This window comes from Mesorhizobium sp. C268A, assembly GCF_040324475.1.
Classification (GTDB): Bacteria; Pseudomonadota; Alphaproteobacteria; order Rhizobiales; family Rhizobiaceae; genus Mesorhizobium.
The window spans coordinates 5,227,495-5,247,851 of the sequence record NZ_JAMYVX010000001.1 but is presented as its reverse complement, the minus strand read 5'-3'; the positions used below and the strand labels follow the sequence as shown (position 1 = coordinate 5,247,851).

Here is a 20,357-nt window from a genome sequence, read left to right as displayed (position 1 = left end):
TGCCACGCGGCTTTCCTTCATTCGCATGGTTCGCAGACATTAGCATGATCGCATACTCTCATCATCCGGCGTCGTCTCCCTCACAAAGCAGCGCCGGTAAGGCTCGGCGCCCTTTTTGTTTGTCCCATGTGCCAAAGGAGGTCGCCGGGCCTGCCGTTGCTCATCTTTGCGGGTTGCTCCTGATGGCTCCGCTTGGCGCCGTGGCCCTGCGTCTTCCTTCGGGTAAGGCCGGCGAGGCGCTTGTCAGACGGCCTGGCATGTAGGATTATGGTCCTCGTTGCGGCGACGCCCTCAATGGAGAGCGCCAATGGCCAGAACAAACCTTCCGAACAGCTTTCCCGGGCTGAAATCGAGCGCTTCCTGGCGGCAGCCGAAGCGCTGCACAAGAGCATCGCCGGGCCGCTCCTGGCGTACCACAGGGAGCACTGCCAAGCTCTACCTGAGGCCCATGGACCCCTGTTGAAGTCGATTGAGACGGTCACCGGCCAGAAGGCGCAGTTCATCCGCTGGAACGGGACAGGACCGGCACAGCCCCGGAGAAGCCTCCGGGCTGGTTCTCCTCGCGCAACTCTCGCGCCGCATCACCTCTAAGAGCAGTTCGAAGACGCTTTCGATTTCGCCGTTGATTTGGTCGGCAGGGATGCCAGGCTTCTCGGCCGCTGTCGTCATTGGTCTGCTAAGTCGCTGGCGGCGATCGGATCGCCCCGCGTCACAATCGCGGCGCGGAGGGGTTTTATTAGCTCCCCCTCATCTTGACGCCGGCGCCGGCTGCTCCAAAGTCTTGGGCATGGCTCGGGGAAGTATCAAAGTTGGCGACGAGGTCGCAGTCACGGCGATTGTGCGCGGCCGGGTGACGCCCGATCGCATAAGCGTGACGATCCCCTCCTACGACTTCCCGCATTCTGTTGTCGATTCGACTTGGAAGGCTGTGATTGGCCAGCATATGGAATTGATCGGCCCTGTCACACGCATCGACGGGGACAAGGTAACCGTCAGCCTCCGGCCATTGGTGACTGTCGACGCCGAGCACGTGCGCCTGGTCGAAAGCAACGTGGCGCTTCCGCGAGCGCGAAAAAGGCCGCTCGTTGACAAAGTTTAACTTGCCTGCCCACCCAAGGAACGGCCAGTGAAACTTTCCCCATCACATCGGCTCTGGTCGCCTCCCGCTAGCTGCCGGCGCGTTGCGATATCGGCGCAGTAGACGGGTCGGCATTTTCCGAACTTTCCGACATCTCGTCGCGATGACGTTGGCGAAGGCGCTTCAGCAGTTCGCGTGAGGCTTGGATCGCCCTGCGCGATTGATCCATGTTCTGGCGAAACGTGGCGCGTTCCTCCATGGACTTCTGCCACTTCAGCAAGGTAGCCGTAGTCGCAGTGGCCGCTTGAGCGATATCTATGGGCGTTGCAACCATCGCATCCTCCCAAAACGGCAATGGTAAACGCAATCTTTATAGGCCCGCCGAAACCCTTTCTTCAATCAAAAACGACCGTGCAGATTCATACACCAAATGGCTATTCGTCGGGGCGCTCGACGGCGGCTTCGTCGACCTCGGCCTCCATCTCGTCGTTGACGGTTTTGGTCTTGCCAAAACCGTCCATCGCCACACCGTCAAGCCCTGCAGCCAGCTGGCACCTCACGCTCCTTGCCATCCTTGCGCGCTTGGGCGCCGTACATCCAAGCGTAGGTGGCGCGTTCCTGATCTTTCTTAGGCATGGCCATTTGCATCATCCTCCCGGAAATCCAGCAGCCTTGCGTGCCCCAGCTTCTCGTCGCCTTTGAGGGTCTTGACCCAGCCAACCAGTCCGGGCTTCAGCCACTCGGCCTTGTCCTTTTTATGCCCCTTCGGGACCGGGCCGCCAACCTTGCCCTGGACGCGATCCCAAAGCGCTTGCCGCTCATCGGCACTGAAGTTGACGAGTGCGCCGCCTTTATAGAGGCCCTTTTCAGCGATGATCACCTGGGTAGCTTTGCCGCGCTCGCGCTGTGCACCGATGATTTGCATTTCCTTTTCCTCAAAGCACTTGATCTTGCGCCAAGCGCTCGTTTGCCGCTGCGATATGGGCTGCCCTTGAGCTTCGAGACCATGTCTTCTAGCCCGTCTCGTCGACCAGGTGGTAGACGGCGTCACCAGTGCGGCATCGCTCCGCTGAATTGAATGCGCCCGCCGGCAGGGATCATTTCGTGCAGGATATCGCCGCGATCTTCGGTCGGCATCCCGCGCAGGTCATGATGCGTGGAACCCTGCCGGTTGCTGACCGTTCTCCGTCAATGGAAGCCCCGAACCAACAGAGCCAAACGATCCTCGTGGTTGACGGCGACGTCATCGCCCGATGCGTCATCGCGGACTATCTCCGCCACTGTGGCTACAGGGTGATTGAGGCCCATTTCGCACGTGAGGCGCAACAAGCGTTGAACTATGCGGAGTTCGGTGTGGACACCGTCTTGTGTGACGTTGACCTGCCGGGCAACATGAACGGGTTCCAACTGTCGAAGTGGGTTCGCGAGAACAAGCCCGAGGTCAAAATAGTGCTTTCTGCCGCAGTAGAACGAACTGCGATCGCGGCGGGCGACCTTTGTCACGAAGGCCCGCACCTTGCGAAGCCGTATGAGCCGGCCAACGTAGTGGACCATATCAGGCGACTGCAGCGTGTTTGGAGCTTACGATCCAGGAACCCTGGTGCAAAGCGCAATTGATCTCTGTCCAGACGCCGAGAGGCTCGTCTGCATACCAATGGTGATTTAGCCCTGCGAACTGGACGCCGCTCAAAGGAAGAACGGCGTATAAGCCGTAGTCCTGCGTGCGGCCGCAACAGTGGACGGTTGTCGCGCGCAGGACGGAGGAAATTCGCCCTCCTGCCGCGGGCGGTGAACGGGATACCGTAGGAGCGTCAGCATAGCGCCGGCCACAGGACGGGACGCGGCACCGACTGTCCCCGTCCGGTAGTCCGCATGTTTTGGTCGAAGCCGACCGGCTGAGATCGTACGCATTTTGGTTCTCGACGGCACGGCCGCTGATCGGCGATGATGCGAGGACCGAGTTGCCTGGAAGAAATCATCTGGTCTTGCACCTTTTTTGCTTCCTCATTCGCGGGGCAGCTTGTGATTTTCCAGCCTGACAGACCCTCCCCTGTCTATAAGAAATTTCCCGACGCATGAGCGCACGTCCAACACAGTGCGGGCTCCAATGCTCACCGGCAGCGCGAGAATGGTAACCACCTACCTTGAGGGGAGCGCCACGTGCGTATTCAACGATGCAGGCGCTGCCAACCTCGGCATCCCCGGGAATAGCAGGCTTATAAATGAATATATCGTTGATCAACGCTATCGGCGCAGCCGCCGGGAGATGGACAGACCGCGTTCCAGCTAGGGGGATCGATGTTCCAGGCTAAAGGCATTGGCATGCCCGAATTAGAAAAAAGACCTGAATCCCGTAAAGCAGCAACAAAATGCCGAAAGCTATCCAGAAGCCGGGTCGCGTAAGCAATGCCAGATCTTTTCTTAGCTGCTCCATTCACATCAACTAACATGGCCAAGCGTCGTTCCCGTCCGCTGGGGACAAATTTCAACTAAGCTAATAGGCTTCGTCGCATAATGGCCGCGCCACTGCGGATCGAGACACCTCAGCGCCCCGCATGAGCACGCGCAACTCGATCGGAGGCGCAAGGAGAAAGTTTGGAACGGTTCCAAGAACCCCAAGCAAATTGAGCGCCGCAGCGGACGATAAGGTTCACGCATATCCCGGCGAACATCCGCACAGCAATGGTCAACATCAACGGCAGAAGGGCGTCCGAAAAGAAACGCATCTCTGCGTCACCGCCCCATCGAGAGTCACCGCTGCGGCATCTTGAATAAAGGTCGGCGATCCGAAGAGCATGCATTGCGCAAGATTTTCCAAATGACCTGATGCCGAGACCGGCCCAAGCGTCCACCCTAGCCTCCAGCCGGTCATTGCATGAGACTTCGACAGGCTGTTCACAATTATCGTCCGCTCTCTCATTCCGGGAATGGATGCTATTGAGGGAACTCGCCGTCGAACACTGTGCTGCGGTAAACCTCATCGCTGATGATCCATAGATTGTGCCGCTCGGCAAATGTGGCAATTGTTTCCAGATCGTCCCTGCCGAACTCATATCCGCCGGGATTGTTTGGGGAATTCAGCAAGATCGCCCGCGTTCGATCTCCTACGGCTGCACTGAGAATATCCTCGGATGCCTTCCGCCGCGCATTTTGCAGCGATAGTTTGACGGGTCGGACCACTGCTCCACCGGCGCGTATTGCCGCTTCGTATGTAGATACCAAGGCTCAAGGCAAAGCACCTCGTCGCCAGCTCCGGCAACGGAAGCTTAGTGTGATTGGGCGGCCAGGCGGCCGGTCCCCAATTCGTTCGAATGATGCGCTTGCCTCGCCAAGGTCGCATGGTGAGTCAGCCGGCAAACCAAAACACTCAACCGCCGGTTAGGCCCGGCCGCCTGATGCGCCCCACAAGAGGCTGTGCCGGGCCGTTCGTCGGGGCTTCTGCACCTGAGGGTTAATGTGCCCAGGCAACACACCATCGACGCCAAGACGATGGCAAGAAGGGGAGTCGCGCAGTCCTCAAGAATAAGTCAGCAGGCACCTAGACCGATGTAGGGCCTTCCAATCGCAGCTCTCGGCTCCTCGCGGCGCCGGCGCCCTGGCATCGTTTGATTGAACGAAGACGCTGAGTTGAGCTCTCGATACAAAAGCATCTCAGTCCTCGTGCCTCAATGGTTCCGGGCATGCGGCTGCAGGGGATGAAGTCATGAAGTTCAGGGATTTGATCAGACGCGCCGAGGACAATGTGGAGAGGTCGTTCGACGATCTCGAAGCTGACTTGGCTAACGCTGTCGACCAGTGCCTCGATTTGGAGGATGTCGCCGACGTGCCAAACATGGCGGGCGACAACAACGAACAGGATGACAGCGTACCAAGCGAGGACGGTGCCGGCGACGACGATGATAGCTCGCCGATACCAGCGCATCGGCTGACCTCACATACGCAGAGCCGAATTGCTGCCGTGAGCTCGTTTAACGGCTTGTTCCACGATGCCAAGCTCCATTTCGAGGAGATCAACGCAAAAATCTCCGAAATTACAAGCACATGTCAACTGACGTTCGAGTTTTTTCACATCCTTCACGCGGACATTCTCCGTGCCAACGAACTGGAGTTGGCGAATCAAAATCTGATCGCAGATCAAAGGAACTTGTCGGAAACACTCAATGACCTGAACAGACGGTACTGTGAGCGTCAAGGCACCGTCGAGACATTGCAGCAGCGCCAGGCAAGCCTTGTTCAGGAGTGTGAAGTGCTCCGTGGCGCGTTGGCCGCGGCAAGGCTGGAGCTGGTCGAAGCGGCGAACACCACCACAAAGAACGAAGCGGAATTTGGCGACCTCACGAACATGCTTGCCGCCGCAAATGTCGAGGCCGACAGGCGCTCCCGAGAGAACAAACAGCTGCGTGAAAAGAATGTGAGCCTGTCTATTGACCTGGAAAAGGCCATGAAGCGGGAGGAAGAGGCACGGCATAGGCTGGATGCCTTCTCCACGATCCATGCCAACGAAGCTGCGCGAAATTCCGAAATGCTGAGTGCGCTCGGCAAGAGCGAAAAAGAGGCAATCAAATTGCACACCTCACTCGAGGTTGCGCAGGCGAAGCTATGGGAGGTGACCGAAGCAGCCAGGATTATGCAGGCGGACATGGATGGCGAGCTTAAACGCTGCCAGGCTGAGAACCGAGGATTGCGCTCAGAAGTTCAAAGCCTCCAATCGCGCTTCGAACTCGCCTCAATCGCAAACAACGAGGCCGCGGCCGAGATCGCCAGGCTCCAGCTACAATGGAGCGACGCCCTGGCGGAAAAACAGGTGACTGACGAAAGGTTGGCCGCACTCGCTGAGGAGGCCGAAACCAACAAGGTGAACCTTTCCAAGATCACCGCAGATTTTGCGCAACTGTCCATGCAGCAGGCGTCCGATCAGATTGAACTCGATGTGAGACGGCAGGAATGTGAGGACTTGCGGGTCGAAATTGCCTCGGTCAATGCTCGGGTCAGGGAATTGCTGCCCTACAAGAGGTCGCATGGAAGCGCGAACGCCTTGCCGCATACATCTGACGTGGCAAATGTAGCGGTGACTGCAGACCGAACGGTGCATGCCGCACGCCGTGTCCGCCGGAGGGCCCTCGCCGCGTCGTAGGGGCAAAGAACCTCTCCTCGTGAGGCAATTGCCCCTGTCGATGATCGTGGAACGGTATGCGCTCTTTGTTGCGCAAAAGATGACAGGACGCTAACGCTGTTGTCGGAGCAGGACTTGGTGAGGCGGCCAGGAAAATCCTGTTGGGGCCTTGTAGCCGGGACAATGTCCCAGACGAGCTCGCGCGTCGTCCGCCGGCGTCACCCCTGTCCGGCATCACGTCGCCTACCAGCCAGTATGTCAGCAAGCACGCCTGCAGTGTGCCCGCGGTCGACCGCCCACAGCCGCCATGTCATTGCCGGAAAGCCCTCGACATCTGGTCGGTAAGTGGCTTCAGCAGATAAGACCAGACGCTGTGTTCGTCCGTACTTATGTGAACCTCCGCTGGCATACCGGCTTTGAGCACTTTGGCATCGGTCAGACATGTGGACTTGTCTTCGACATTGATGCGCGCCGAGAAATAAGAAAGCTGGCGCTGTTGATCTTTTATCAGGTCCGCCGAGATGCGCTTGACAGACCCTTGGCAGGCAGGCGTGGTGCCAGCGTCGAAAGCCGGAAACCGGATCGAGACCCGCTGACCTGGACGAACGTCATCTATGCGCGACGGCGCAATCAGCGCGTCGACCACAAGGTTGCCGGTGTCAGGGACGATCATCATCAGAACTTCGCCCGCGGCAATCACGCCGCCGATCGTGTGAATGGAAGATTCCTGTACCGTTCCCGATTGCGGAGCGCGGATGGTGGTTTTGGCCAGTTCGTCCTGTGCCACAACCTTGCGCTCGCTGAGTTCGGTCTGCTTGGCTTCCGTTTCACGAAGTTCGCTCGTTACGTCACTACGCCTTTGTTCATCGAGCTGAAGTATCTGCAGTTCGGTCTCGCTGATCCTGGCCTGCGCCTCGGCAACCGCCGCCGCGAGGCGCCCTGATTCTCCGTGCGCCCGGGTGGCATCCAGTCTGATGTTGCTAAGTCGCTCTTTGGACACCAGCTTCTTTGTAAAAAGCGCCTGTACATCGACAAGATCGCCATCCAGCAGGACCACGGATTGTTCTTCCGCGGTCTGTTGCGCCTTGAGGCCCTCAACTTGGCGTTCGAGTTGCTTTGAGCGGCTTTGCAACTGTGCCTTCTGCCCGTTGAGGGCCGTAGCGCGGCTTTCGAACAGCGTGCGCTCACCGTTCACCAAGGCAGCCAGTTCCGGCTCGCCCATTCGCGCTTGAAGGCTGAACGGAAGCTGCATCTCCGACAGGCCTTGCCGCTCTGCCTCCAGCCGCACAAGCCGAACCGTTGCCCGATCAAGATCCTTGCTAATTATCTGGAGATTGGCCCGTGTCAGTGTGTCGTCCAACCGTGCCATCACATCGCCGGCCCGTACATGATCCCCATCTTGCGCGAAGATGCCCCCTATCGTGCCGCCCGTCAGATGCTGGACCTTCTTTATGTTGCTCTCGATCACCACGGTCGCCGGCGCAATTACCGCGCCAGCAATCTTGGTCAGTCCGAGCCAGAGCCCGCCGCCGGCAAGCAACATAACCGTGACCGCCGCACCCAGGATCAGGTTGGCCCCGATTCCATCGCGCGTGCCCGAAATCATCGCGTTGCGCGGGCTCCCATTGCCGATCGGGGCCGATGGAGCCATCGTCGCCTCAGACAAAAAAATATTCCTCATGCGTGACCGCTCACCCCTTTGTGCATCGCGACGGCCGCTGCCGGGCGTTCAGCAGGCGCAGCAAAGGGGCGGATGACGTTGGCCAGGACCTCCTCGCGTGAGCCGAAGGCGTGAAGCATCCCATTGGACATTACGAGTACCCTGTCGATGTTGGTAAGGGCAGAAGGACGGTGCGCAACTACGATGACGATGCCTCCACGTCTGCGCACTGCCAGGATCGCGCCGGCCAAGGCGGTATCGCCATCGACGTCCAGATTTGAATTCGGCTCGTCCAGAACGACGAGAAACGGATCGCCGTAAAGTGCCCTGGCAAGCCCTACGAGTTGCCGCTGTCCAGCCGACAAGGCTGTTCCTCCCTCGCCCATGCGTGTTTGAAAACCGTTCGGCAATCGCAGGATCATTTTGTCGACGCCCGCTGCCTTGGCAGCTGCAAGCACGCCCTTGGCGTCGCCCTTCCCGCCAAATCGCGAAATGTTATCGGCAACCGTTCCATCAAACAGTTCGACGTCCTGGGGCAGGTAGCCAATATGCGCGCCAAGGTGTTCTTGGTCCCATTGGTCAAGCGAGGCGTCGTCCAGCCTCACCGTGCCGCGAAGTGGCTGCCAGACGCCCACCAGCGCGCGCACAAGCGTGCTTTTGCCAGAACCGCTCGGGCCGACAACGGCCATTCCCGTCCCTGCAGCCAGGCGGAAGCTGACATTGGCTACCGTCGGTTTTTGCTGGCCCGGTGGCGCTATGGTCAGGTCCTCGACCGCAAGCTCCGCTTGGGGGCGCGGAAGTTCCATATGTTCGTCCCGGTCAGGAAAAGCGGCCAGGGCCGTTGCCAGTTGCGAATAGCTTTGCCGGAACGCGGCGAACCCTCGCCAGTTCGCGATAGCGGCGTCAACAGGAGCCAATGAGCGGCCCAGCAAGATGGAGGATGCGATGATCACGCCTGGCGAGGCTTCGCCTCCTATCACCAGGTAGGCACCCAGTCCAAGAACGCAGGACTGCAAGGCCAAACGCAGTGCCCTAGAGAGTGCCCCGGTGGCGCCGACGACGTCGGAAAGCCTCTCTTGGTGCCGCAGATATGCGTTATTGATCTCGCCCCAGCGGTGGGCAAGCCGTGCGGAAAGGCCCATCGCGCGCACGACCTCCGCGTTGCGGCGTCCGGATTCGGCGAGATTGCGTTGCGACACCAGCGTCTCGGACGCGCGTGTCACCGATGTGCGGCCAAGAACTTCCGCCATGACCGTGAGCAGCACGACAATGATCGCACCGCTTGTGGACAACAGACCGAGCGCAGGATGCAGGAAATAGACGATCAGCAGGTAAAATGGAATCCACGGAGCGTCGAAGATGACAGTCGGCCCCATTCCGGAAAGGAAGCCGCGTAACTGATCGAGATCACGGAGGGGCTGTATCCGGTTCGCATCCTGCCCGCCAATGAGCGGCAAGGACAGTGAGAGGCCGAACACCCTCTGCTTCAAATTCCTATGGACACGATTGCCCACTCGAACCAGCAGGCGCAGCCGCACGAAATCCAGCAGCCCGTAGACAGCGTAAAGACCCAGCATTCCGATCGTGAACCCGACAAGCGTCGGAACGCTCTGCGAAGGTAAAACGCGATCGTAAATTTGCAGCATATAGACCGAGCCGGTCAGGGCGAGAAGGTTTATGACTGCCGAGAAGACGCCGACGCCTACCAGGCCAGGCACGGTCCCAAGCATTGCGCCTCGCAGATCCGACGAACTCCTTCCACCAGGGTTCATGGGTTTCGACCTCCCGTGAGAGATCGTTGCGCAAGCTCACTGGCCCCACTGGGCACGGACAATCTCTTGCTGTTCAGGAGCTTATCCCCTTAGCCTTCTAATATTACGCCCCACTAACATGATTGGACTTTAGTCAAAATGTAGCAAAATCGTGGCGCTGACCCGAGAAACCCGGAACCCACATATTAAATCGGGGGAAAACTGCCGTTCCACCGTATTTAGACGGGCTTCATGCCGGGCGAGCCACCCCAAGAAAACCGCTGCCTGCCGTTTTCGGGGCTTTCTCGGGATTTAGCGCTTCCTCGCAACAACCAGGAAGTGTTGCGCTAGCTGGCCAGGAACGCGAAGCCTTCTGCAGGCCTTCTCGACAGGCTGCATCATCATTTCACAGAACCCTGGCAACAGGTTTCCCGGCCGAGGCAGGTAACCGTACGGTATCGTCTGCTCGACGGTGAATCCCGAGGCAGTCAGGAGGGCCTTGAACCTCGCTGCGCTCAGCGTGTTGCGAATGGTGCGTCGAGACACTCGATTGAGCAGCCGGCACGCCAGGCCGACGGGCGACGTCGCATTCATGTGAACGTTGCACACAAGCCGCCCGCCATCTTTAAGGTGCTCATTGATCGCTTTCAGTGCATGCCATTTCAGTTCATCCTCTGCGTTCAGGAAAAAACGAAATGCGGTTACCACATCGAACGTCATACCCAACTGCTCCCTTGTCACGTCGACGTGACGCAAACTCACATTGGGCGGTACTTGAGCGCTGTCGAGCATAGTTCTGGAAACGTCGGCGCCAACCACCTCGCTGAAGAGGCCGGCGGCTACCTCGGCGATGCGGCCTGTTCCGCATGCGAAATCAAGGCAGTTTCGGCTCGCTCCGCTCAAGGGGCGAAGAACGTCGAGGATCAGGGGCTTTTCGATGTTCTCCCAAAGCGCGCCATAATAGCCGGAACTGTGCGTTTTGTTGTAATGTAGGCCGTAGCCGGGCGCGCAATGACTGGTCCTGTAGCCGTCCGACACGAAGCCGCCCTGCGCATTGCTCTCCTTGCTAGACGTAAATTCCTGCCAATTTCCGGACTCACCGGCGCGCGACCTGGACCGCACAATTCGCGCTGACGGCATATGGAAAGCATAACTTGACGACTGCGTCACCTGATCCGCGTTCGTTGAGGGTGTCAGGGTCGCTCCCTGGTTGAAAATGCGCCTCACCTTGGATCTCCGTTCAGTTGGGTTCGCCCCCCCGATAGAACAGTAAGCTCCGCACGGACTGCGGCTGACGCCCTATTGGACTGCCACACTTTGCAGTTCACTGCTGAATCTGGCTTCGACAGTATCCCCCGGCAGCACAATCGCATCTTCGTCAACCAACAGCTTGCGCCATTCATTGCCGATCTTGCGTACGATGGTCACCTGGGCCCGTACCGTTTCGCCGGCAATCGGCAATGGCTGTGTGGATGCTCCGGTCGGCTGCAGCTTCTCGCTGGCGGCATGGAGCCTGGCGGTGACATCCGCCAGCCGGGCGTTGGTGTCCTTCAGATCCGTCAGCAGGCCAATCCTCCTTTGATTGTCGTTGCGTTCGTGCTGTCTGACAAAGTCCTCCTGCTGGCGCCGCGCCCTCATCAGTTCGACCGAGGTTTGAAGCGCGCCGCTTGAAGATAAAAGCAACGCGCGCCTGACATCCGCGAGCCGGGTGTTGGTCAGATTGCCTGCATCGAATGCCTTCGTCACTCGCGCCAAATCTTGCTCATCCGCCTTCACGCTCTCGCCCTCGACTCGTTCGCGTTTCTGCAAAACGCCAATTTGCTCGGCAGCGTCCGTCCGGCCCTTCTCCAGAAAATCCTGCTCTTGCCGGAAATCACTCAGCGCAACCTTCAGCGCCTCTGCTTCAGCCTGTGCCATCGCGGCTACAACGCTCGGCGAAAGAGGTGATCCCTGTGGTGTCTTCTTGTCGAAATCCGCCTGGCCCTGAAGCTCGGCGCGAATGCGGGCAGCGTGAAGGTATTCTTTCGTGTAATCTCCCCAGAGCATTTCGTAATCGCGCTTGAGATCGACCGGATCAGGCCCGGCCTGGCCCGCCCGTGATCGCAAAAAACTGAAGCCGCCGGAAACGGCCAGCGCCTGCCGTACAGTCATGAGCGGACGGTAGGCCTGTTGTCCCGGGGTGAGCACATCGCCCGTTACATAGATCGGGCGATAGTCCGCTATGATCGCTGTGACATCGTCGGGCTCGACAGTAACTGTCTGCTCCCGCCCATCAGTCAGACGCACGTGAAAAATCTTGCTTGGCAAGACCTCTTGCATGCGCCTTTGCAGTTGGGACGCCGTCAGGCCTGCGACCATGATCATTCCAGCCTCCGGAAGGGCGATATTGCCATCCATCTGGACTACGGCGCGCTGCGTCCGATCAGGGATCGGCGCTATTCCTATCTCGACCGTATCGCCAGGTGAGAGTTGATAGGGCTCGACCTCGCCTGCGCAAGCCATCGAGGTTAGCGACATCATCACGACTGCGCCAAGAACGTATCGTCTACTGAAGGTCATTTGCGACAATCTCCTTCCGGTCAAACACCGGCTTCAAAGGCCATTCAACACGACTAACGAAATCGTATACCGGGCCACCGGGCACGCCCCAGTTGCTGGACCAGACCACCTGGGAGCCGTCCGGAGAGGGAGAGGCATGCGTCTCGCTCCAGTAGTCGAAGGGCGCGTTGTGCGTGTCTGCGACACGGCGGACCTCTCCACTGCCGTCTAGACGCAGAGCAATGACTTGCTGAGCGTAAGGCGCCCAATCCGGGTGCTGCGATAGTTCGGCTGGCGTGCCGCCATAACTCAGAAACACCCAGCCGGGCCTGCCGAGCGACCTGAGTGACGCATGCATGGCCTCGCCATATTTCATCAGCGAGGTAGCCTTGCCATCAGCCAAGCGGCGCTTGATCACCTGATATTTGTCAGGATCCGATTTGCTGATCCCGACATAGATTTCGCTTCCGTCGGAATCGACCGTCATGTCGCCATGGCCCGGTCGATGGTGCTCCATCCACTTCTGGCGCAATATGCCGTCGATGGAGAAGACGAAACTCGCTTCGATTCCGTCCGGTAATTGCTGGGAACACACTATGTTGATTCCGAGTGGTGAGATCGAGCAGGAGCCGGTCGTTCCCGGGAATTCGGCAAGATCGATATCCGGGAATTTCCGCCGTTGCTTGAGATCGTAGCCAAAAACCACCGCTCGGCCGTCATTGTTCGTTGCACGCACCGCAATCCGGCTGCCGTCGCGGCTCGGATTGCCTTTGTTGGGTCCAAATTTGAGGTTGGAGTACGCTCCGGAGGCGAACACGACGTCCTCATGATCGGTACGTGGGGCCCATGTCGCAATCTGCCGGCCCCCGACGCAGATCATCAACTCGGGATCAGTGGGATGCCATTCGCATTCGGTAGCGCGGTTGCGGTGGAACAAAGGCAAGTAGGTTTGTCCGTCGAGAAAGCACAGGCCACCGCAGCCATTGGCGATCAGGAGCAGGCTCTGGTCGGCATTCCAAGCCTGTGCGCTTGAGTAACGGTGGGTGCAGTACTTCTTCCCGCATACACCCGCCCGGCCGAGAACGCCCGGTCTGGTGATCCGTGCGAAAACCATGCCAGACCAAGGATCCCTTGTTTCGTGCACATAGCCCGGCAGGTTGTCCACAACCGCTGTGGCCGCCGCCTCCGCTGCCTTGCTTTGACGGCCGCCGGCAACGTAGATGTTGGGAGATATGGCACCGGCAGCCAGCAACAGCGCCAACGCATGACGGCCGCCCAGGGTCATGTCATGTAACCCACTTCGCGCCGTACCCGGCCTTCACTAAGGCGCTCGCGCCACCACGTGATTGTTCGCTCCAGCCCATCGCGCAGGCTGGTCTGTGTCCGCCATCCAGTCTCACGTTCAAAGCGCGAGGAATCGGCGAGCAAGGCGCGAACTTCGGAATTTTGCGGCCTCAGGCGCCTTTCATCACGACGGACCGGCTTTTTGCAATCGGTCAACTCAAGAACAATGGCCAATACGTCCGAGACGGTCGCGGCGCGTTGGCTGCCAGCGTTGTAGGCGTGGCCGAACTCGAGTTGGGCGAGACCTGCGGTCAGGAACGCTGTCGCGGTATCTTCGACATAGGTCAGGTCGCGGATCGGACTGGTATCGCCGACCATGATTGCAGGACATTTCGGGTCGAGGACCTGCCGGATAATGGTCGGCACGATGGCGCGTTCACTCTGGCGCGGGCCATACGTGTTGAAGGGTCGCATGATGACCACAGGGACATCGAACGACCTGGCGTAGGACTCCGCCATCATGTCGGCGCCGATTTTGGATGCCGAATATGGTGACTGTCCCTGCAGGGGGTGTGTTTCGCCGATCGGCATGGTTTGGGCAGTTCCATAGACCTCGCTCGTCGAGGTATGGATCACCCGCTCCGTCTCCCATAGGCGCGCCGCTTCGAGGACATTCACCGTGCCCAGGATGTTGGTTTCCACATAGGACTGGGCAGCGGCGTAGGAGTATGGAATCGCAATAAGCGCCGCCAGATGAAACACCGCGGCTTGGCCGCGCATGATCCGGTTAAGGAACGCACTGTCGCGGACGTCACCACGGACGAGCCTCAACTGGCTGCGGATGGTGTCTGGCAGATCGTCTAGCCATCCATGGCTGTCGAAGGAATTGTAAAGGGCAAGGGCTGTGACATCTGCCCCGTTGCGAACAAGCGCCTCCGTGACATGCGAACCGATGAAGCCGTCCGCGCCGGTCACCAGGACTTTCTTTCCATTGTAGCTCATCACTGCGCATTCCCTTGGCTGTTTGGAACGCTTCCCTTGGATATTCAAACGTCGATCGGCGGTACCGGAACCCAACCGACCACTGCCAGCACTCCCCGCACCATCCACGCGAGGTCGGAGACGATGGTGCGTCGCGGATAATACGAGAGGTCCAGTGTTGCCTTGGCGGGGAACATGACCTCCCGGTAGAACACGATCGGATCCACGGATTGGGGGAAGTAATGTGCTTCGTGCCGAAAAACGACCTGGGCTGGACCCAGCAGGCCTGGCTTGTATTGCAGCACGGCCCTAAGCTCGCCCCGGAAACAATCGGCGAAAGCCAGGCTCTCGGGTCGTGGACCGACGATCGCCATTTCGCCTTTGAGGACATTCCACAGCTGCGGTAGTTCGTCCAGCTTCGTCGCTGCGAGAAAGCGGCCAACGGTGGTCATGCGTGTATCGCCCACGACCGTCAGCGCAAGGCCTTGAGAGCCGCAGTTCACACCGAATTTGCGAAATTTGTACATGCGGAAGGTTCGGCCGCCGGCCCCGATGCGGGTCTGAGCGAACAAGATCGAGCCACCGCCCTCGAGCAGAAGCGCTCCGGCGATCAGCAGCATCAATGGCGCCAATGCGACGGTAGCGATGCCCGCCACCGCAAGATCGATTGCGCGTCTCGCAAAGCCGTGATCAGGATTTGGAACGAACATCCGGTGAAAGGCAGGGTCTAACGCATTCATGCAGCAGTTCCTCTTTGGGCGCCTGCTTTGAGCGCGCCTGTTTTGAGCGCGGCTGCCAGGGCAGCCACGACTGATTCGGCGGCGGCGGAAGTGACCTGGGGGTGCAGCGGAATTGTGAGCTCTCGCTGAGCGAAATCCTCTGTGTGGGGCAAACTCACGCCGGGAAGGCGCTCGCGGTAGAACGTCATTTGGTGCACCGGCGGGTAGTGGATGGTGGTTTGTATGCCCTGTGTCCGCAACTCGTCGATGACATCCTGCCGGCTCACGTAGCGCGGCAGGACGATCGGCATGATGTGGTAAGCCGACGTCCGGGGTTCGCTAAATGGAATGACAATAGCTGGGCAACGGTCCGCGATCAGGCGTCGGTACAAGACAGCTATGATACGCCTGATTTCGTTCCACTCTTGCAGGTTCTGCAGCTGAACCAGGCCTATTGCCGCTCGCATCTCGTCCATTCGGTAGTTGAATCCAAGCATCGTGACATCATATTGCGGCGTACGACTGTTCAGCCGCTGATGCGTCCCCGTGGTCATTCCGTGCCCGCGGGCCAGGCGAACCCTGTCGAGCAGATCGGGGTCACGTGCAATCACGGCGCCCCCTTCGGCCGTTGTCATGTTCTTGTTGCCATAGAAGCTGAACGCGGCCGCGGCGCCGAAGGTCCCGACTTCCCTAAGCCCGGGCGCGTGCGCAGCGTCCTCGATGATATGCAGCCCGCGAAGCCGGGCGAACCGCTGCCATTGTTCCCGATCGGCGAGATACCCGGCGAAGTGAACGAGAATGACCGCTTTCGTGCGCGTCGTGCACCGCGCTTCGGCTTCCGCAACCGAGATCAACGGCACGTCGACGGACTCGATATCGACGAAGACCGGCGTCGCCCCTACATACAGCACCGCATTCGCCGTCGCCACGAACGTCAGCGAAGGAACCAGTACTTCGTCGCCAGGGCCGATGCCCAAAGCATGGAGGAGAAGATGGAGCGCTGCAGTGCAGGAACCAACCGCAACGCAATCTCGCGCGCCATGCATGCTGGCAAAGGCCTGTTCGAACTCTCGTACCCTGTCCCCCATCGTAAGCCAGCCGCTATCAATCACCTGCGACACGGCTGCCTTCTCTGGCACGCCTAGGATCGGGGCGCTCACCAAGAGCATCTTGACCTCCTGAAAGCCTTGTTAGTGGCTAGACCTCTGCATCAGACCTTCATGCGGCTGCGGCGGCAGCCGCGACCTCGATTGAGGACGACTGATCTTCCCAGGCAATTGCCTGCGCATTCTGGAAGTCATCGACACGACCGATGTCGAGCCAAAGACCGTCATGCTTGTAAACATGCACGGTCGTGCCGCCCTGCATCATCTGCAGCATCAGGTCATCGAACCCAAATGGGATCCCGGACGGAATGAACCGCAGGACATCTGGGTTCATGCAGTAAATCCCCATGCTGACGAGATGGGAAAGCGTCGGCTTTTCCCGGAAGAGCTGGACGGTATTGTCGATCTCGTCGATGACGCCGAAGTCCATCTTGATATGACGGCATGCCGTGGCGATCGTAACGGGATCCCTATGCAAGCGGTGCGCGGCTACAAACCGGCTCAGGCTTAGATCTGTGAGGACATCGCCGTTCAGAACGACAAATGTTTCGTTCAGTTCATCCCTAATCAGAGAGAGAGGTCCGACGGTGCCGAGTGGCTCCATTTCCTGGGTATATTTGATCTTCAAGTTCCATTGCGATCCGTCGCCGCAGACGCTCCGGATCAAATGTCCTAGATACCCTGTCGTAATATATACCTCTTCAATGCCGTTGCGCCGCAGCCACTTCAAAAGCAACTCAAGAACAGGCCTGGCCCCTATCGGCATTAATGGTTTCGGCAGGACCGATGTAAACGGTCGAAGGCGCGTACCCATCCCACCACATTGAATCACCGCTTTCATTCGATCCTCCTGATCTGCAGTTGGCTTTGTTCGGGATCGGTGTTCCATTGTCCGGCCAGGGCACACCCTCAAATCCGGCCAAACCTCGGCGGCAATCCGAACATCATATGCGAAAAGGTATGTGACAGCCGGGGCGGCTGTCGTCGTGCATTCGAATGGCAGGGATTCAAAACGTTCAAGGTATTAGATGGCCACGAGATCAACAGCCTACAGAAGCGCGATTGGGCACTGATCATGACGCCGATAAAACGAAAGCAGTTGCTTTCAAGAAAGCTGCGATCCGCCAGGGCCGGACCGGCCTACAGGTCCGGCGACAGCGGGTGGCGACATAACAGATGCCACATGATTACGATGGTCCTGAACAGCTGGCTTTGGGCCCAGAGATGGGAAACCGGCATCGTTTTGCCGACAGGCACCGCACGCCAGGGTTAAAAATCTATGGATGAGCTTCGCAATTTAGTATTATATTAGACGTTCTGGATGTGCGTGGATGGGACGCTGCGGACATCACTGTGATGCGTTGACCAGTGGATGGCCGCCATTTTAGGACCACCACGGATTGTCGATCATAGGCGAATGGGAGGTTCCAGCGGGTTTTCTCGTCGGGAACCGAGTAACGCGTTGGGGTAGTTGCATGGCTCGGATCGTCATTGCCGACGATCACGGCTTATATCGGCGTGGTCTCCGGCTGGCACTCATGGCTGGAATTCCAAGCGCCGAAATATTCGAAGCTTCGTGTTTCGATGCCGCGGTCAATCTTTTAGAGGAGCAGGCGTCCATCGATCTTGCAATCCTCGATCTGAACATGCCTGGGCTGTTCCATCAGGAAGTGCTCAGCGACTTTATGGCTGCCTATCCTGACACTCGCTTTGCGATCGTTTCCGGGGATGATTCCCGCTCGGAGATACTGACCGCGCTTTCGATCGGACTTCACGGGTATATCGTCAAATCGCAGAGCGACGAAGAAGTCGTGCTGGCTGTAAACGAAATCCTCGCTGGCCGGATCTATGTGCCATCTCTCCTATCTCGAACGTCTGCCGACCAGAGATCGCATGCCCCCCCACCTCCGGTTCAAAATGCCAGCCGCCGGCACGAGGGCTCGGGCGACGTCGCTAGGCTGACGTCTAGACAGAAGGACGTCCTCAAGCTGATGGCAGAGGGGTACTCGAATAAGGAGATTGCCCGCAATCTGGACATTGCCGAGGCGACAACGAAAATCCATGCCGCAGCCGTGCTGCGTGAGCTTGGGGTTAGAAACCGTACCGAAGCAGCTGTGTTGCTCCAAAGCTGGCTGACGAGACAGGCGAGTTGACGTATGCCCCTCGAACCGGCCCGAGTTTGCTTGCAGGAAATCGCAGCAAAGGGCCCACACCATCGGTTAATTGGCCAATTCGGCTTCGACCTGGAGGGGCTCTATTGCAATCCAAATTCCTCAATTTCTTTGCGCGATACACGCAGCGAATATCGAAGGCCATCTTCGGTTATTTCCATATTCGGGGAATGCCCGACAAGCGGCGTGCTGTCCACACCGATTATCAGTGACCCGAACCCGCGGCGTACGACTTTTGAACTCTTCCGTCGGCCCGATTCCACCCAATCGAACACGAGGTCGTCACCTTCGTCCTCGGATGCAAATCGCCACTTAACTTCGACCTTGCCATTCGGGTCACCCAGCGCACCATGTTTCACCGAGTTTGTCGTCAACTCGTGAAGGATCATCGCCAAGCCCTCGGCGGCGCCGCTTGGCACAGTGAGGGAAGGTCCACTGATCGTAATGTCGCGTGTCTCCTTGAAGGGCTGCAATTCCCGGTCCACGAGTTCATGGAGCATCCCTGACAGGTTGGCATGACGAGAAAGGATGCGATGGGTCGCCTCCAGTGTTCGAATCCAATCGATCAACATCTCCTTGTATTTGGCAACATCATTGTCGGGAATATCGATCATGTTGACCAGAGCTCTAATCACTGGAAACACATTGCTGAACCGATGGCGCTCTTCGCGCATTATGCGCTCGCGTCTCTTTACGGCGGCGCGAAGCAAAGTTGTTTGTCGACGTTCGGTCAGATCCGCCGCCACCCCGATGCGCATTTTGCGGTCGCCGTGCTCTTCCTGCCGTCCACGCAATGCAATCCAGCGTGTGTGACCATCCACTTGCCGGACGCGAATCTCGACGTCAAAGTTCAATGCCGATGAAGGCTTTGCCGAGGCGGACAACTTCGGCCAGTCGACGGGATGGATTACGGCCGAGAGTTCTTCCAAGCGGCGGACTGGGGCCGGAGGCAGACCAAGGATGTCCCAGAACTTGCCGGAGCCGGCGACTGTCCCATCCTCAATGTCTATTTGCCATGTGCCCAGGCGCCCGGCAGATACGGCGAGATCGAGCCATTCCTTCTGAGCCCGAAGGGCCTCGCGTGCCGCTTGTCGCTCGGAAATATCGTCAACCACCACGAATACGCTCTCATTTGGCGCCTCTTCCGGCCGCGACGAAGACAGGGCCAGGTGAGCCCAGAATGCCGTGCCATCCTTGCGCAAAACGCGGATATCCGTAGCAGACGCGGTCCCATTGCCCAAATCTTGCAAAAGTTTCCGCACAGTACCTCGATCGTCGGGGACAATGAGTTCCTCCAGCTTGAGTTGGGCAAGTTCCTTGTGCGCGTAGCCGGTCATCTCCAAAAGCCGTCTATTCGACTGCAGCAGTTCGCCATTGCGATTGGTATTAGCAAAGCCCAAGGCGGCAGCATCGATGGCAGCGAGCCTCGCTTCTGCCACCCTGAGCGCGCCGTGCAGATCTTGTCGCAGGCGGTGGAACACGGTTGCGATCAGGCTACCCGAACCCAGAAGGAAGACGGCCCCGGTCCAGTCTCGACCAGTGAGGTGACCGTCCAACAGGTGTCGCATCCACAAGCCGGCGACCGCCATCAGAAGCGTTGCTGCGATGGCAACAAAACGGCCCTCAAGATACACGATGACAACGGTTATGGGGATAAACGCAACAAGCGGCAACGGCTGGCCGCCATATACCGTACTTATCGCCTCGAATGCTATCGATGCTGCAAACACCAAAAGCGAAGCTAGATGAGCCCACGTAGTGCTCGACACATTCGATTTGAGCCAGCGCAGGTCCGAACCCATGCGCAAAGACTACAACTTTCGGTCTAGTCCGTCGAGACTAGGCCGAACGGGTGGCACCTAATCCCAATGCCCGATTGCCATGACTTTGCCGGCGAATAAAATCATGGTGTCAGGAGCGCTCTTCAGAAAGATATATCCAAGAGACGCTGCGGAA

18 protein-coding genes are annotated in these 20,357 nt (G+C 58.6%); 3 read left to right on the top strand and 15 right to left on the bottom strand.

Going from position 1 to position 20,357, the window contains the following annotated elements; all coding sequences use genetic code 11:
• Positions 1-1,166 precede the first annotated feature (1,166 nt).
• From NKL06_RS25630 to NKL06_RS25620, 3 genes are all read right to left on the bottom strand, one after another.
• Entirely contained in the window at positions 1,167-1,412 is a 246-nt protein-coding gene (locus tag NKL06_RS25630; protein WP_023714697.1) for a hypothetical protein, read from the bottom strand.
• 100 nt (positions 1,413-1,512) lie between these two features.
• Complete coding sequence (locus NKL06_RS25625; RefSeq protein WP_280791034.1) at positions 1,513-1,638, bottom strand: hypothetical protein; 126 nt, start codon at positions 1,636-1,638, stop codon at positions 1,513-1,515.
• A gap of 68 nt (positions 1,639-1,706) precedes the next feature.
• Entirely contained in the window at positions 1,707-2,003 is a 297-nt protein-coding gene (locus NKL06_RS25620; protein WP_023691480.1) for an ATP-dependent DNA ligase, read from the bottom strand.
• Between the two features lie 179 nt (positions 2,004-2,182).
• Between NKL06_RS25620 and NKL06_RS25615 the strand changes: the two genes are divergently transcribed.
• A complete protein-coding gene (locus tag NKL06_RS25615; protein WP_245267070.1) occupies positions 2,183-2,695 on the top strand; it encodes a response regulator in 513 nt (170 codons plus the stop codon).
• Positions 2,696-3,770: 1,075 nt separating this feature from the next.
• Here the strand turns inward: NKL06_RS25615 and NKL06_RS25610 are convergent.
• Positions 3,771-3,998, bottom strand: a complete 228-nt coding sequence (locus tag NKL06_RS25610; protein WP_081725366.1) for an aminotransferase class I/II-fold pyridoxal phosphate-dependent enzyme — start codon at positions 3,996-3,998, stop codon at positions 3,771-3,773.
• 14 nt (positions 3,999-4,012) lie between these two features.
• A complete protein-coding gene (locus tag NKL06_RS25605; RefSeq protein WP_081725365.1) occupies positions 4,013-4,300 on the bottom strand; it encodes an aminotransferase class I/II-fold pyridoxal phosphate-dependent enzyme in 288 nt (95 codons plus the stop codon).
• Between the two features lie 481 nt (positions 4,301-4,781).
• Here NKL06_RS25605 and NKL06_RS25600 point away from each other — a divergent pair, with 481 nt between their 5' ends.
• On the top strand, positions 4,782-6,212 hold the full coding sequence (locus tag NKL06_RS25600) for a coiled-coil domain-containing protein (RefSeq protein ID WP_023691483.1): 1,431 nt from the start codon (positions 4,782-4,784) through the stop codon (positions 6,210-6,212).
• Positions 6,213-6,501: 289 nt separating this feature from the next.
• On the opposite strand, the gene NKL06_RS25595 is transcribed toward NKL06_RS25600, so the two are convergent.
• The 9 genes from NKL06_RS25595 to NKL06_RS25555 all read right to left on the bottom strand — a co-directional run bounded on the left by NKL06_RS25595 (position 6,502) and on the right by NKL06_RS25555 (position 17,071).
• Complete coding sequence (locus NKL06_RS25595; RefSeq protein ID WP_348625496.1) at positions 6,502-7,797, bottom strand: HlyD family type I secretion periplasmic adaptor subunit; 1,296 nt, start codon at positions 7,795-7,797, stop codon at positions 6,502-6,504.
• Positions 7,798-7,868: 71 nt separating this feature from the next.
• Positions 7,869-9,581, bottom strand: coding sequence for a type I secretion system permease/ATPase (locus NKL06_RS25590; RefSeq protein ID WP_023691485.1), 1,713 nt, complete (start codon positions 9,579-9,581; stop codon positions 7,869-7,871).
• A 333-nt stretch (positions 9,582-9,914) separates the two neighbouring features.
• Positions 9,915-10,829, bottom strand: a complete 915-nt coding sequence (locus tag NKL06_RS25585; protein ID WP_023706596.1) for a class I SAM-dependent methyltransferase — start codon at positions 10,827-10,829, stop codon at positions 9,915-9,917.
• Between the two features lie 72 nt (positions 10,830-10,901).
• Positions 10,902-12,161: a polysaccharide biosynthesis/export family protein gene (locus NKL06_RS25580; RefSeq protein ID WP_023691487.1), complete on the bottom strand. Its 1,260-nt coding sequence runs from the start codon at positions 12,159-12,161 to the stop codon at positions 10,902-10,904.
• Positions 12,148-13,425 (bottom strand): hypothetical protein, encoded by a 1,278-nt coding sequence (locus tag NKL06_RS25575; protein WP_023691488.1) that lies wholly within the window; start codon positions 13,423-13,425, stop codon positions 12,148-12,150. Before NKL06_RS25575 ends, NKL06_RS25580 begins: the two co-directional genes overlap by 14 nt.
• Positions 13,422-14,426 (bottom strand): SDR family NAD(P)-dependent oxidoreductase, encoded by a 1,005-nt coding sequence (locus NKL06_RS25570; protein ID WP_023691489.1) that lies wholly within the window; start codon positions 14,424-14,426, stop codon positions 13,422-13,424. Before NKL06_RS25570 ends, NKL06_RS25575 begins: the two co-directional genes overlap by 4 nt.
• A 44-nt stretch (positions 14,427-14,470) precedes the next feature.
• Positions 14,471-15,145, bottom strand: coding sequence for a sugar transferase (locus tag NKL06_RS25565; protein ID WP_023681043.1), 675 nt, complete (start codon positions 15,143-15,145; stop codon positions 14,471-14,473).
• Entirely contained in the window at positions 15,142-16,293 is a 1,152-nt protein-coding gene (locus NKL06_RS25560; RefSeq protein WP_023691490.1) for a DegT/DnrJ/EryC1/StrS family aminotransferase, read from the bottom strand. Before NKL06_RS25560 ends, NKL06_RS25565 begins: the two co-directional genes overlap by 4 nt.
• A 49-nt stretch (positions 16,294-16,342) precedes the next feature.
• Positions 16,343-17,071 (bottom strand): nucleotidyltransferase family protein, encoded by a 729-nt coding sequence (locus NKL06_RS25555; RefSeq protein ID WP_023681041.1) that lies wholly within the window; start codon positions 17,069-17,071, stop codon positions 16,343-16,345.
• A 634-nt stretch (positions 17,072-17,705) separates the two neighbouring features.
• Between NKL06_RS25555 and NKL06_RS25550 the strand changes: the two genes are divergently transcribed.
• Positions 17,706-18,383, top strand: a complete 678-nt coding sequence (locus NKL06_RS25550; protein ID WP_023681040.1) for a LuxR C-terminal-related transcriptional regulator — start codon at positions 17,706-17,708, stop codon at positions 18,381-18,383.
• A 101-nt stretch (positions 18,384-18,484) separates the two neighbouring features.
• Here the strand turns inward: NKL06_RS25550 and NKL06_RS25545 are convergent, their stop codons facing one another.
• Entirely contained in the window at positions 18,485-20,203 is a 1,719-nt protein-coding gene (locus NKL06_RS25545) for a PAS domain S-box protein (protein WP_023691491.1), read from the bottom strand.
• Between the last annotated feature and the right edge of the window lie 154 nt (positions 20,204-20,357).